A 14,130-nucleotide genomic window follows, 5' to 3' on the forward strand; every position below is an offset into this window, starting at 1 on the left:
GAACTACTACTATTGGAAAACAACCCACCAAATGAACTTATTCTAACAAACCGCCGTATGCGGAACCGCATGTACGGTGGTGTGAGAGGACAGTGAGGGAAATAATCCCTCACTTCCTACTCGATTTACCACTTTTCCTCGTCATCGTCCGGCGGTTGCTGCCGGAAGCTGGCCCTGGTGATTATTTTTTGCAGTTGCCGCTCTATGATCAGCGCCGCAATTTCGTTATAGGGTTCGGCCAGTGCGGCGGTTGCTTCGCTGATGATGGCCTGTACTTTTTTTTCTGATACATCTATTCGGTACAAAAGAAATACAAACTGTTGAAAGTCAGTATTTATCAGGGTTTTAAGCCGTTCCGAGAGCAAATGCTGCAAGGTTTCGTAACTCACGTGGCCGGGTATACGCAGTTCAAAAGTTTGCGATGCCCATTCCGCTGTTTCCTGTATATGTACCGGCAGTGCCATGGTTATTTCATTTGTTTGATCTTGTAGCTCGCGTTGGTAACGATTTTCACGGGAACAAGGATCTCTTTTTTAATACCTTTTGCTTTATTCACTTTGTACTTGTAGGTGCCGTTTAATTCGGTATTCTGTACGCAGATGCTGGGAAGGCCGGAGCTGCGGTTGATGAGGTAGTTGGATTGTGTACTACCGTTGATTTCGGCGGTGGCCTTAATATCATCCTCGAGTGTGAGCAGCTGCACTTTATCGGTTCGTATTTTTGAAGTGCCGCTGATCTTGGCTGTTTGGGAATCCCAGGTTTGCAGGCTCCAGTAGAGGTCTATTGAGCCGATGAGGCCTCCACGCATAGGCACGCTTTCCTCCCATTGTGTACCGGATTTAATGCCATGGGCAGGATACATAACCAGTAATTGCTCGAGCCAGCTCCTGAAGGCTTCGGTACCAAACTGGTCTTTCATCAGTTTTTTATAGGCGGCCTGTTCGTCTTTCTTTAGTTTGTCGAAAGCCACGGAAGCGTTGTCCAGCAATTCATCCAGCCCTTCGATTTTATTAATCACACCGAAAGAGTTGATCTCTACCGTAAACGGTTTTTTCAGGATCTGCTTCAGGCCTTCCTGGAAAGGTTCTTCGGTAGCAGGGCCTTTAGCATCTACGGCGATATTGGTGTTTTTAGCGTTGAAGTTGAATTTCAGATCCTTGTAATAGAAGCTGAGTACGGATTTACCCGGGTTTACCTCCGTTACATCGATAACTATGATGTTGTTATAATCCCGGGTGGTACGCTGCTGCGTTTCGTTTACAGTCATGTAGGTTTCGTTGCGGCTTTTCTGTTCCAGTTCAAATTGCTGTCCTTTTTGGAACTGGTAGTTTAAGTCGGTGTATTCCTGTGCCTGCACCTGAAATGTGGCGGCCATGATCGTAAGGGTAATGCCCAGTAATCTTTTCATCATTGCTATTTTTTATCAAACGTATTTTTCTATTACTCCCAGTCCAAACAGTGCGAAGTCGTATTTCGCCGGATCTTCCGGGTCCAGCTTTTTTAACTGATGCGTCAGCGCTACGGCTGTTTTCCAGTCTGCCTTAGGGTCCTGGATGATGCCCAGTCTGGCCGCTACTCTGCTCACATGTACATCCATCGGGCAAACAAGTTGAGCCGGCGATATGTGGTTCCACAGTCCAAAATCCACGCCATTTTCATCTTTACGCACCATCCAGCGAAGGTACATATTCAATCGTTTACAGGCGCTGTTGCGAGCGGGTGTGGATATATGCTTACCTGTTCTTTCCGGGTGTTCGAGCGCAAAAAATACTTTGCGGAATCCGATCAGTCCTTTTTCCACATTTTCATCATCGGGCGACATATGACCACTGAAGGCGAATTCCAGGGAGGTGACGTTGGAATAATAATGCTGGAGAAATTCCACGAAATAAAGCAGATCCAGGCCATTGAAGGTCCGGTGGCGGAAAGACATTAGTTTCATTCTTTCACGCGGCTTATGGTGCCTTATATAGTCGTAGGGAGCATTGTCCATCATATTCATGAGTTCTCTGCACTTGTTGATGATGGTGGTGCGGTTTCCCCAGGCAAGGATGGCGGCGAAGAGGCCGGAGATTTCGATATCCTGCAGCTTGGTAAAGCTGTGTGGTATAGTGATAGGATCGTTGGTTATAAAGTCCGGATGGTCGTACTGTTCGGCTTTGGCGTTCAGAAAATCCCGGAGCTGCTGCATCTTCATATTTGTTTATAAATGTATCAACAGCCCGGCTGCATGCGTGAACGTATATACGTTCACGCATGCAGCCGGTAATCTGGCTGTGGATATGGTTTAGCAATCAGGTGTTGGTAAAGATAGTGCTAAACGCCTAACTTTTTATCCCAGTGCCCGCTGCAGGTCTGCAATCAGGTCGTCGGCATCCTCTATGCCTACGCTGAGGCGTATCAGGCTGTCGGCCAGGCCGTTTTTGATGCGCTCCTCTCTTGGTATGGAGGCGTGCGTCATGGTGGCCGGGTGGCCGATCAGGGATTCTACCCCGCCCAGTGATTCGGCCAGGCTGAACAGGTGTGTGCCGCTCAGTACCTTATTAGCTTCTTCCACACTGTCAGCTTTGAGGGTAAAGGAGATCATGCCGCCGAAACCGCGCATTTGTGCTTTAGCTATATCATGGTTGACATGGTCCGGGAAACCGGCCCAATAAACTCTGTCCACTTTGGCGTGGTTGCGGAGGTAGTGAGCGATCACTGCGCCGTTTTCGCAGTGGCGCTGCATGCGCACGTGCAGGGTTTTGATCCCGCGCAGTACCAGGAAGCAGTCCTGCGGACCAGGTACGGCTCCGCAACTGTTCTGAATGAAATACAGCTGTTTGGCCAGCGCTTCATTTTTCACGATTACGGCACCATGCACCACATCGCTGTGGCCTCCGAGGTATTTGGTAGCGGAGTGTACTACTATGTCGGCCCCGAGGTCCAGTGGGTTTTGAAGGTAGGGAGATGCAAAGGTATTGTCCACCGCGAGTATGACCTCGCTTTTGCGGGCTACCTGTGCAGCGGCCTGTATATCAATGATATTGAGTAGCGGGTTAGTGGGTGTTTCAATCCATATCATCCTGGTTTGCGGGGTAATATGGTTTTCTATATTGTGGGCATCCTGCATGTTGATGAACTTGAATTTGAGGCCATAGCGCTCAAATACTTTCGTGAATATGCGATAGGTGCCGCCGTATAAGTCGTTGGTTGCCAGTACTTCGTCGCCCGGGTTAAGTAGTTTCAGCACTGCGTCTGTGGCGGCGAGGCCGCTGCCGAAGCAGATGCCGTGCGTACCGTTTTCAATGGCTGCCAGTGCGTTCTGCAGGGCATCACGGGTGGGGTTTTGGGTGCGGGCATATTCGTAGCCTTTATGATCCCCCGGGGCAGACTGCACAAAGGTGGAGGTTTGGAAAATAGGCGTCATAATGGCCCCTGTGGACGGATCGGGAGCTACACCTGCGTGTATGAGTTTGGTACCCAGCTTCATGTCTTAAATAATTTATAATGAACAATTCTGGTGGTTACCAAATATACATTCGTTTTAAGAAAGAGAAAGGGAGAAAAGAGGGGGAAACAGGGGTTTTACTTGTCCGATTTAGCTAATATTAAAATATTATCGTATTATTTTTTACGCTTACGAACTATTTTTTAGCGTTCACGGATTCGAATGTACCGCAAAAGATAATCGGATTAAATTTGTTTAGGTTTTTCATAGGATATGGTTAAAATTTTTAAGGCGGTATTCTTACCGCCTTTCTTTTTTTTACTTATTTGGATTTTTTCACCGTTGTTTTGGATGCATCGGTCCATTTGATTGGGATGTTTACACTCACACGGTCCCAGGCGATGATCAGGGTTGCACCTGCATCAGCTTTTTCAAAAGCCATGGTAAATGCATCAATTGGTGTATTGAGCTGGAGTACTGGCAAGGTAGTTCTTACCACATCTTTTGCCGGGTCGTATTTGAAAGCGCCCCAGATATCAGTTTCCTTGTTGAATATGATGGTCCAGTTCTTTTCTGTTGGGATGGCATACATAGTATACCGGCCTTTGGGAACGGATTTGCCGGCGATAACAACAGGTCTGAAAAATTCGATTTCAGTGGCTTCGTTGGCACCTAATCTCCAGATTTTACCATATTCTTCCAGGTTGCCGAAAATTTCACGGCCTTTGGTTTGGGGACGGCTGTAGATAACTCTTGCTACCAGCGGGCCGGCACTTTCACCTTTTACTTTTACTACATACGGGTACATTACAGGGTAATAGGCCATGTCCATCGGGCTGGCGTCCATAGGAGGTAATTTCTTATCCTGTGCGCCTGCATTCAAACAAAACATGCCCATCATAAAGGCAACTACCATTGCTTTTTTCATCATCCGGATTACTATTTTTTCTTGATATGGAAATTGGGCCCAAACCTACCGCTTTTTAACCAATCCAAAAAGTAGGAGGATAGGCCGTTGTGGTTCAGGAGTTTGCATGATCGGTCATTCCCCTCACATAGCCTTCCAGTTCCGGGAAAAACGCTTCGTAGCAGGCTTTCAGCCCGTCGTAATGTTCCATGAATGCAGCGTAAATCACGTCCCCGGAGGTTTCCAGGTATTTTGCTCTACGGGCAATGCCCCGCAGCGACCTGCCAATCCCTTCTATATAACGGTAATTATATAACCAGTCGTATTCCTTCATGTAACCAAACATTTCCAGGAACGCCGGCGGAAGGCCGTCGGCCCGCTCCCCTATCAGCCAGTACACCTGCCTGCTGAAAGTATACAGGCTATCATCCGTAAACCGGGAAGTGTCCGTAGCCAGGAAATGATCCATCACCAGGTCGGTAAACACTCCGCTGTATAACCGCGCAGATGGCTTAAAGTATGCTTTAGCCTGCGCCGTTACCGGATGCTGGTCGGTAAACGTATCAATGGCCCGGTGGATCAATATCCCCTTTTGTATAGCCTTTTCCTGCAGTTCAAGTTGTCTTCTCCCTTTAACAAAATCCGCAATGAGGTTGCCGGTAATAATTTCAGGATCGCCAAAAGATAAATATGCGTGGGCCAGATGATTCATATAGTTAAGCTGCTGTTGAGTTCCAACAAATGTAACATTCCTTCTTTTATCTGCATCTTATCCTATTTAACGTTCTTTTAACCTAACCCCATGCAACTTTTTTTACGTTCAGTCTACTTTATAAGTACAGCGGCTCTTACAGACAGCGGGATACAGAAAATGCATTAATTGTCGCAACACGTATCCAGCTACCTGCCTGAGTTCTGGCCGTTAATAAAGAATTATATCTGCGCGTATTTAGTAGATGTAGCTTTGAGTTATCGAACAAAAACCAATTATTAAAAAACAACTATTCGGAAACTAAATTAATCTCAAAAACCTCTAAAAGTTCGTACTATGAAAAAGTTCCTGATTGCAATCGTTGCAGCCCTGACACTTACCTCAGCAAACATCTATGCTGTGCCTTATGAAACCACCGTTAACACTAAGGTGAAGTCCGCATTCGATAATGCTTTCGCAAATGTGAGTGACGTGAAATGGTTCACGGATGATAACAAAACATTCACCGCTAAATTCACGCTGAACAACACCCGGGTGAATGCTTATTTTGATGCAAACGGTGAGCTGCTGGTTACCTCCCGCTGGATTGAAGCAGAAAGCTTACCACTGGCCGTTGTGAATAAACTCATGAAAAAATATCCAGGCAACAGCATTCAATCTATTGTTGAATTCGAATCTGCCGGAGGTACCATCTACATGATCATGCTGGAAGGCGAAAAAACATGGATGAAAGTAAGGGCAGATGAGAATGGCAACCTTACCCTCAAAGAGAAACTCCAGAAAGCATAATCCACCGCACATGCCATCACCAGTAAATTTATCTTAACTTTGCCACCTGTTATGGCTTTATTAGCCAGGCTGTTAATGTATAAATGACTAAATGACATGAACAAGGGACCTGTTTCTCAATTTATCCAGCACCATTACCGCCACTTTAATGCCGCTGCATTGGTGGATGCTGCCAAAGGATATGAAACACACTTACTGGAAGGTGGTAAAATGATGGTGACTCTGGCTGGTGCCATGAGTACAGCTGAACTGGGCATTTCTTTCGCAGAGATGATCCGCCAGGGTAAAGTTGATATCATCTCCTGTACTGGTGCAAACCTGGAAGAGGATATCATGAACCTCGTAGCACATACACACTACAAACGTGTACCAAACTACCGCGATCTCAGCCCTCAGGAAGAATGGGATTTGCTGGAACAAGGTTTCAACCGCGTAACAGATACCTGCATTCCGGAAGAAGAGGCTTTCCGCCGTATTCAGAAGCATATCTATAAAATCTGGAAAGACGCTGAAGAAGCCGGTGAGCGCTACTTCCCGCATGAATTCATGTACAAGCTGCTGCTGAGCGGTGTGATGAAAGAACACTACGAGATCGATCCTAAAAACAGCTGGATGCTCGCTGCTGCTGAAAAAAATATTCCTATCATCGTTCCAGGATGGGAAGACAGCACCATGGGTAACATCTTTGCTTCTTACTGCATCAAAGGAGAACTCAAAACTTCTACCATGAAGTCAGGTATCGAATATATGATCTTCCTGTCTGAATGGTATCGTCAAAACTCCGGCGGTAAAGGCGTAGGTTTCTTCCAGATCGGTGGCGGTATCGCCGGTGATTTCCCGATCTGCGTGGTGCCTATGATGTACCAGGATCTGGAATGGACAGATGTTCCTTTCTGGGGTTACTTCTGCCAGATTTCTGACTCTACCACTTCTTACGGTTCTTACTCCGGTGCAGTTCCAAACGAAAAAATCACCTGGGGTAAACTGGATATTCACACGCCTAAGTTTATCGTGGAATCAGATGCTACCATCGTAGCGCCACTGATGTTTGCGTATATCCTTGGCTGGTAGTCAGTAAACAGATATTAAAGCGAAAAAGTCGTAACGCATGGGCGTCACGACTTTTTTTATTTTTATTACGGGAGATGTCAGAGAAACAGGTCGGCGGCTATCCCGTCTGCAAACAAGCGGCCGGCTTTGGTGAGTCGCAGGTGCGTGCCTGATTCCTCCATCCAACCCTTGAAAATGAATTCCCGGCTGTTGGCCAGCAGTTGCCTGGCCAGGTCTGCTCCAAACCGCTCTCCTACCCAACCGGTATCACAGCCCACGCTGGTGCGCAGTGAAGTCATAATATATTCGTTGAACTGCATTTCTGCAGTAAGGGTTTCTATTTCAAATGGAACCTCTCCGGCGCTGATACTTTTCAGGTACAGCGCATTGTTGGCAATATTCCATTGCCGGGAGTGGCCGTTGAAACTATGTGCTGATGGCCCTAGTCCCAGGTACGACAAACCTTTCCAGTAGCTGCTGTTATGGCGGCTATGCCAGCCGGGAAGGGCGAAGTTGGAAATTTCATAGTGTTCGTAGCCGGCAGTTTCCACCCACTGCATCAGCTTCTCAAAGTGCCTGGCAGCTTTTTCCGGGTCTACTGTTTCCATTTTCTTTTTACGGATAAACGAATCCAGCGCAGTTCCCGGTTCAACCGTGAGTGCATAGCAGGAAAGATGCGGTACGCCCAGGCGGATGGCCTGTTGTACATTGTATTCCCAGCCCTCGTCCGACAGGCCGGGGCTGCCGTATATCAGGTCGATGGTGATGTTGTTGAAACCCGCCGCCTGCGCGTTGGTGATGCAGTCAATGGCCTGCTGGCTGTTGTGTGCACGGTTCATCCATTGGAGGTCTGCTTCATGGAAGGACTGCACGCCGATGCTGAGGCGGTTGATACCGGAATGCTTCAGCTCCAGCAGCTTTTCCATAGTCAGGTCGTCCGGATTGGCCTCCAGGGTGATTTCAGCGTCCGGAGCAATAGTGAAGTGGCGCTGTAGTTGTTGCAAAATGGCATCTACGTCTCCCTTAGCTAATAAACTGGGAGTCCCTCCTCCAAAGTAAATGGTGTGTATGGTATCCGTTCCCAGGTAGTGCTGTTGCAGTGCTATTTCCTTGATGATGGCCGATACCATGGCATCTTTCTGAGAAACAGACGTAGAGAAATGGAAGTTACAATAGTAACAAGCCTGCTTGCAGAATGGTATATGTATGTATATCCCCGACATGAATGCTTTCCTTATCCTTGGTGGCGCTGGGCCAACTATGGAGTATTTTAATATCTTTGCAAACATCAAAATTACGTTGCAATTTTGTTTTGTGAACAGGATGCCGTTATTTGCCATTCTTTCAATTCATTGAAAAATCATTTCCGGGTGCGCAACTGGTTATTGCTACTACTTACTATCTGTTATCTGCCGCTGATGGCCCAACAGGCAGACTCCGCAAAGGTGCCTGCTCCTACACATACTGCTGCCCGCCAGGCTGCGGATACGGTACGTCCAAAACCTAAGCCGGTAAGGCCCCGGCTGGATTCTGCCGCCAGAGCTGCTGCCAGAAGGGATACCACTCACCGGACTGCTGTGGCTGCTGCTACCCCTGCGGATACTGTCAAAAAAGCGGGCGACACAACCGTGGTGGCGGTTTCCAAGCCCAAACCAATTTCCTACTACGATCTGTATATGCAGCAAATAGCTGCTACCAATATGTTTCTGAAAGCGGGTAAGCCTGTGTACAGAGATGTCAATGTCACGCGGCCGTACAAAAACATGGACTGGCTGATTTACGTGGTGGGCGGTGTTGTGCTGGTGATCAGTATTATCCGGTTGTCGTATATGAAATATTTTACGGACCTGTTCAGGGCTTTTCTAAACCCGACGCTGAGTCAGCGCCAGCTGAAGGATCAGCTGTCGCAGTCGCCGTTTCCGAATTTTCTGTTTAACGCTTTTTTCATCATTTCACTGGGGGTGTATTTGTACCTGGTATTGTACCGTAAGCAGGTATTTCCACAGGCCGAGCCCTGGATGCTGATTCCCGGATTGATAGCGCTGGTGGGGATGGTTTATGGTACCAAGTATGTGGTACTGAGGTTTTGCGGCTGGTTGTTTGGTAATGCGGAACTGGCGGATGCTTACATTTTTATTTTGTATCTGATTAACAAGATCTTAGGCGTGCTGCTGGTACCTTTTGTGGTAATATTAGCCTTCTGCAGTGCTGAAATAGCCCAGGCCTTTCTTTATATTTCGATATTTTTCATTATATTACTGGTTATCTATAGGTATATTAGGTCTTATTCGCTGGTAAAGCAATACCTGTCTTTCAGTAAATTGCATTTTTTTCTTTACCTTTGCGCATTCGAAGTAGCACCGGTTTTAATACTAACAAAGGTGTTACTGAATATCTGGTTAACTGGTAATCCCTGATTACCGCCTATTGTTAACACTAGAGCATAAAAAAGTATGATTAAAGGCGGGACAAAAAAAGATTTGCAAGGTAAACAAGTTCAGTCAATCCTAATTTCTCAACCTAAGCCTGAAACAGAAAAGTCTCCTTATTTTGATCTGGCCAAGAAATTCAATGTTAAGTTGGATTTTTTACCGTTCATTCGAGTGGAAGGGTTACCTGCTAAGGAATTCAGGAAGCAGAAAATTGACATCCTGACTTACACGGCCGTAATTTTCACCAGTCGCAATGCAGTGGATCATTTTTTCCGCATTTGCGAAGAGATGAAGGTAAAGGTTTCTCAGGATTGTAAATATTTCTGTATTACCGAAGCAGTAGCGTTGTACCTCCAGAAATTCATCCTTTACCGTAAGCGTAAGGTGTTTTATGGAGCGGATGGCTCTACGAAGGGTGTTCTTGAGGTTATGAACAAGCACAAGGACAATGAGAAGTTCCTGTTCCCGAGTGCGGATAGCCAAAAGAAGGACATCGAGGAATGGTTGAAGACTAACAAGTGTGAGTATGCCACGGCAACCCTTTACAAAACAGTATCCAATGATGTAAAGAATGAGCTGGCGGCGAACAAGTACGACATGATTGTTTTCTTCAGTCCGTATGGGGTTAAATCTCTTTTCGAAAATGTACCAGGTTTTGAACAGAACGGCACCCGTATCGGGGCGTTTGGTCCTACAACCTCGGCAGCAGTAGAAGAAGCGGGTTTAAGACTGGACGTAAAAGCTCCTGCTCCGCAGGCGCCGAGCATGGTAGCGGCATTGGAACAGTACCTTGCAGCAGCTACAACAAGTAAGAAATAAGCGAAGGACGCTTGAAATAACTGACTGGGACAGCCATGGTGCTGTCCCTTTTTTATTGGCTGCAATCCTGTAGCACCCGGAATTTTGCTTAGCGCCGTTGGTGCGAAACAAAAATCCGGAGCGGAGCGGCCGAGGGTCGCTTCCCGCTCCGGGGAAAACTGAAAAAATAATTTCTATAAATCCCGAAAAGTAATTTCTTTGTATCACGTTACACTAACTGTCAGATCCAATCTAAATCTAACCGGATTCCATGAATAAGTTGATAGGCGAAACCAGCCCATATTTGCTACAACATGCACATAACCCTGTTGATTGGTATCCCTGGGGAGCCGAAGCGCTTGAGCGGGCGGTAAAAGAGGATAAACCAATACTGGTAAGCATTGGATATGCTGCTTGTCACTGGTGCCATGTGATGGAGCGCGAGAGTTTCGAAGATCCGGAAACGGCGCGTATCATGAATGAGCATTTCATCAATATCAAGATCGACCGCGAGGAGCGGCCGGATCTGGATCATATTTATATGGATGCGGTGCAGGCGATGACAGGAGCGGGTGGCTGGCCGCTGAATGTTTTTCTGACGCCTGAGAAAAAACCTTTTTATGGCGGCACCTATTACCCCCCAGTAAATGCCTATAACAGGCCATCCTGGAAGGATGTACTTTTTTCTTTATCGGACGCTTTTGTGAATAAGCGGGATGAGATTGAGCAGCAGGCCACCACGCTTACGCAGCATCTGGAGCATGCCAGTCAGTTTGGTATTCAGGCTAGTCTCAACCTGAAAGTGCCTGTAGATGAGCTGTTTACCAAAGAGCAGGCGGATACCATCTGTGAAAATATGCTGCGGCAGGGCGATAAGGTATGGGGTGGATTTGGCAGGGCGCCTAAGTTTCCGCAAACTTTTACCATTGGCTATCTGCTGAGGTACCATCATTTTTATAAACATCCCGAATCCTTGCAGCAGGCATTGTTATCGTTGGATAAAATGCTGCAGGGAGGTATATACGATCACCTTGGAGGCGGGTTTGCCCGTTATTCCGTGGATGAGAAATGGCTGGCACCGCATTTTGAGAAAATGCTGTACGACAATGCCTTGCTGATTGACGTGCTGAGTGATGCATATCAGCTCACTAAAAACGACGTATATGCGCAAACGATAAAGGATACACTGGATTTTATTTCCAGGGAGATGACATCGCCGCAGGGTGGGTTTTACGCAGCCCTGGATGCTGATTCTGAGGGTGTTGAAGGGAAATTTTATACCTGGAGTAAGGCGGAGATTCACCAGGTATTGGGTGAGCAGGCCGGACCTTTCTGTGAATATTACGATGTAAGTGAGCATGGTAATTGGGAGGAAACGAACATTTTGTGGGTACAGCAGCCGCTTGCGGAGTTTGCAGCCGAAAAGGGCTACGATGCAGCGGTGCTGGGAGCTATGCTACAGGGCTGCCGGGAAAAACTAATGGCAGTAAGGGCGCAGCGGGTGAGGCCGGGGCTGGATGATAAGATATTGCTGGGCTGGAATGCGCTGATGGCCCATGCTTATTGTCGGGCATATGCGGCCATCGGTACGGAGGCCTACCGGGAAGCGGCTATACGGAATATTCGATTTTGTTTGCAGGAATTTCGCATAAAAGAGGGAGGTTACGCGTTCTATCATACCTGGAAGGAATCAAAAGCTAAATATCCGGCATTCCTGGACGATTATGCTTACCTGATCAGGGCGCTGATAGCGTTGTCGGAGGTAACTGGTGACCAGGATCATCTTTATACCGCCCGTGACCTGACTAACTTTGTAATTACACATTTTTCAGACGAAAGTGGACAATATTTTTATTATACGATAGACGACCAAAAAGACGTTATAGTCAGGAAGAAGGAAGTATACGACGGGGCTACACCTAGTGGCAATGCGATTATGGCGCAGAACCTTTGGACCCTTTCTGTTGTTTTCGGAGATAAGAGTCTGGCAGACAAAGCCATAGGCGCGGTGTCCGGACTGTCACAAACCGCGGTAAGATACCCCACCTCATTTGGCGTTTGGGCGTCTCAGTTATTACAGTTTGTACAAGGAACAGCCGAAATTGCGGTAGTTGGGCACGACTACCAGGCCAGGTTATCTGAAGCGGGCAACTGGTTTATTCCGTATCGGGTGTTATTGGGTGCAGAAAAAAATAATGAGGATATACCATTATTGATAGATCGATACAAGGAAAATGAAACACTGGTGTATTTATGTAAAGATTACCATTGCATTAAGCCTGTTTTTTATATAAGTGAAATTATTAATTTAATATAATTATTATGTAACTTGCATACCGTAAGGGATGCATATAAATTCAAAAATGTTATTATATGGATATAATAAAATGTTAAAAAATACGTTTAAATTAGTTACCGGGTCGCTGTGTGTGGAATTGAAAAAGTTGGATAAAAAGTAACTACGGATTAAAATTAATTATTACATTTGCTATCTTTCATATAAACGCAGCGGGTGACAATATGAGAAAAAGTGTTCCCTTGTTTACTGGCAAAAACGCCTGGCTGGTTAATAGAAAAACATATTCTGATGAAAGCTACCCTTATGAAGCTTAACTATTTAAGAGGTCTGTTGGCAATTTTGCTGGTTTCCCTGCTTGCCAGCTGTGGTGGTAGTAAAACCCCCAAAAATGCGCAAGGGCAACTGATTGGCGTTAGTCCAAGGCCAAAGTATTATCCCCCTGTACCCTATGGAATGGTTTACGTACAACCAGGAACATTTCACATGGGACCGAGTGACGAGGATGTAAACTACGCGTTTACAGCCCGTAACAAGTCTATTTCCATTTCCGGCTTCTATATGGATGCCACGGAAATCACCAATAACGAATACCGCCAGTTTGTGAACTGGGTTCGTGACTCCATCGCACATATCCTGTTAGGACATGTGAAGCAGGATGATGGTCAGGACGTTATTGACTGGAAGCAGAAAATTGACTGGAAAGATAAGGGTATCAATGAGAAATTGGATGCCATGATCTATTCTGAAGCGGACCGCCTCTATGGCCGCAAAGATATTGATGTGGGAAAATTGATTTACCATCAGGAAACTTTCAACTGGGATAAAGCCAAGTTGAGAGAAAACGCTGGTAAACCGCGTTCTCAGTTCATCGTGAAAAAAGACGTACCTATTTATCCGGACACGCTGTGCTGGATCAGGGACTTCTCATATGCCTACAACGAGCCGATGACACGTATGTACTTCTGGCACCCGGCATTTGATAACTATCCGGTAGTGGGTGTAAACTGGCACCAGGCAACTGCTTTCTGTGAATGGAGAAGTAAGTTCTGGGAAGACTATCGTACCTCCAAGAAATTATTTACAGAAGATAAATTCCAGCTGCCGTCTGAGGCACAGTGGGAATACGCCGCCCGCGGTGGTAGAGAACAAACTCCTTATCCTTGGGGTGGTTACTATATCCGCAATAAAAAAGGATGTCTGCTGGCTAACTTCAAACCTGGCCGCGGTAACTATCCTGAAGATGGTGGTTTCTACACCGTACGTGCCGACGCTTACTGGCCTAACGATTACGGCCTGTATTGCATGGCAGGTAACGTAGCGGAATGGACAGCGGATATCTTCTACGAAAATGCTTATTCCTTTACCTCTGATATGAACCCGTATTTAAGAATGGATGTTCCGGATGATGCCCCGTTGAAAATGAAACGTAAGGCCATCAGAGGAGGATCCTGGAAAGATATCGGCTATTTCCTTCAGACTGGTACCAGGACATATGAGTATCAGGACAGTGCTAAGTCTTACGTAGGTTTCAGATGCACCATTGCGCTGAGCCGCAGAACAAAAGGACGTCACTAAGGTAAAATGGCTCTATTATTAAACACAAGAAAAGCCTTTTAGTTATGATGTACATTATCCGCAAATCGTTGAGTATTAACTATTCCATACAGAAATTTAACACTAATCACTTTAACCAGATTAAATTTTAACCTATGG

13 protein-coding genes are annotated in these 14,130 nt (G+C 46.3%); 6 read left to right on the forward strand and 7 right to left on the reverse strand.

Annotation, left to right across the window (positions count from 1 at the left end; translation table 11 throughout):
* Window positions 1-125: 125 nt before the first annotated feature.
* The 6 genes from KW844_RS26285 to KW844_RS26310 all read right to left on the reverse strand — a co-directional run bounded on the left by KW844_RS26285 (window position 126) and on the right by KW844_RS26310 (window position 5,049).
* On the reverse strand, window positions 126-464 hold the full coding sequence (locus KW844_RS26285) for a hypothetical protein (RefSeq protein ID WP_218379749.1): 339 nt from the start codon (window positions 462-464) through the stop codon (window positions 126-128).
* A 2-nt stretch (window positions 465-466) separates the two neighbouring features.
* Entirely contained in the window at window positions 467-1,411 is a 945-nt protein-coding gene (locus KW844_RS26290; RefSeq protein WP_218379750.1) for a DUF6263 family protein, read from the reverse strand.
* Between the two features lie 12 nt (window positions 1,412-1,423).
* Window positions 1,424-2,197: a TIGR02757 family protein gene (locus KW844_RS26295; protein WP_218379751.1), complete on the reverse strand. Its 774-nt coding sequence runs from the start codon at window positions 2,195-2,197 to the stop codon at window positions 1,424-1,426.
* A gap of 135 nt (window positions 2,198-2,332) precedes the next feature.
* A complete protein-coding gene (locus KW844_RS26300) occupies window positions 2,333-3,472 on the reverse strand; it encodes a cystathionine gamma-synthase (RefSeq protein ID WP_218379752.1) in 1,140 nt (379 codons plus the stop codon).
* A gap of 280 nt (window positions 3,473-3,752) precedes the next feature.
* The gene (locus KW844_RS26305) at window positions 3,753-4,361 is read right to left on the reverse strand and encodes a DUF2911 domain-containing protein (RefSeq protein WP_255578639.1); all 609 of its coding nucleotides are present in this window, start codon (window positions 4,359-4,361) and stop codon (window positions 3,753-3,755) included.
* A 91-nt stretch (window positions 4,362-4,452) separates the two neighbouring features.
* The gene (locus tag KW844_RS26310) at window positions 4,453-5,049 is read right to left on the reverse strand and encodes an ACP phosphodiesterase (RefSeq protein WP_218379753.1); all 597 of its coding nucleotides are present in this window, start codon (window positions 5,047-5,049) and stop codon (window positions 4,453-4,455) included.
* 336 nt (window positions 5,050-5,385) lie between these two features.
* On the opposite strand from KW844_RS26310, the gene KW844_RS26315 reads away from it, so the two are divergent.
* Complete coding sequence (locus tag KW844_RS26315; RefSeq protein WP_218379754.1) at window positions 5,386-5,838, forward strand: PepSY-like domain-containing protein; 453 nt, start codon at window positions 5,386-5,388, stop codon at window positions 5,836-5,838.
* A 96-nt stretch (window positions 5,839-5,934) separates the two neighbouring features.
* A complete protein-coding gene (locus KW844_RS26320) occupies window positions 5,935-6,909 on the forward strand; it encodes a deoxyhypusine synthase family protein (protein ID WP_218379755.1) in 975 nt (324 codons plus the stop codon).
* Window positions 6,910-6,986: 77 nt separating this feature from the next.
* Here KW844_RS26320 and hemW read toward each other — a convergent pair whose 3' ends face one another.
* Window positions 6,987-8,111, reverse strand: coding sequence for a radical SAM family heme chaperone HemW (gene hemW / locus KW844_RS26325; RefSeq protein WP_218379756.1), 1,125 nt, complete (start codon window positions 8,109-8,111; stop codon window positions 6,987-6,989).
* 129 nt (window positions 8,112-8,240) lie between these two features.
* Here hemW and KW844_RS26330 point away from each other — a divergent pair, with 129 nt between their 5' ends.
* The 4 genes from KW844_RS26330 to KW844_RS26345 all read left to right on the forward strand — a co-directional run bounded on the left by KW844_RS26330 (window position 8,241) and on the right by KW844_RS26345 (window position 13,992).
* Window positions 8,241-9,305, forward strand: a complete 1,065-nt coding sequence (locus KW844_RS26330; RefSeq protein ID WP_218379757.1) for a DUF4271 domain-containing protein — start codon at window positions 8,241-8,243, stop codon at window positions 9,303-9,305.
* 36 nt (window positions 9,306-9,341) lie between these two features.
* Window positions 9,342-10,139, forward strand: coding sequence for a uroporphyrinogen-III synthase (locus KW844_RS26335; protein WP_218379758.1), 798 nt, complete (start codon window positions 9,342-9,344; stop codon window positions 10,137-10,139).
* A 250-nt stretch (window positions 10,140-10,389) separates the two neighbouring features.
* Entirely contained in the window at window positions 10,390-12,435 is a 2,046-nt protein-coding gene (locus KW844_RS26340) for a thioredoxin domain-containing protein (RefSeq protein ID WP_218379759.1), read from the forward strand.
* 270 nt (window positions 12,436-12,705) lie between these two features.
* Window positions 12,706-13,992, forward strand: a complete 1,287-nt coding sequence (locus tag KW844_RS26345) for an SUMF1/EgtB/PvdO family nonheme iron enzyme (RefSeq protein WP_255578640.1) — start codon at window positions 12,706-12,708, stop codon at window positions 13,990-13,992.
* Window positions 13,993-14,130: the final 138 nt, after the last annotated feature.

The sequence above is a fragment of the Chitinophaga sp. sic0106 genome, from assembly GCF_019219075.1.
Lineage (GTDB): Bacteria > Bacteroidota > Bacteroidia > Chitinophagales > Chitinophagaceae > Chitinophaga.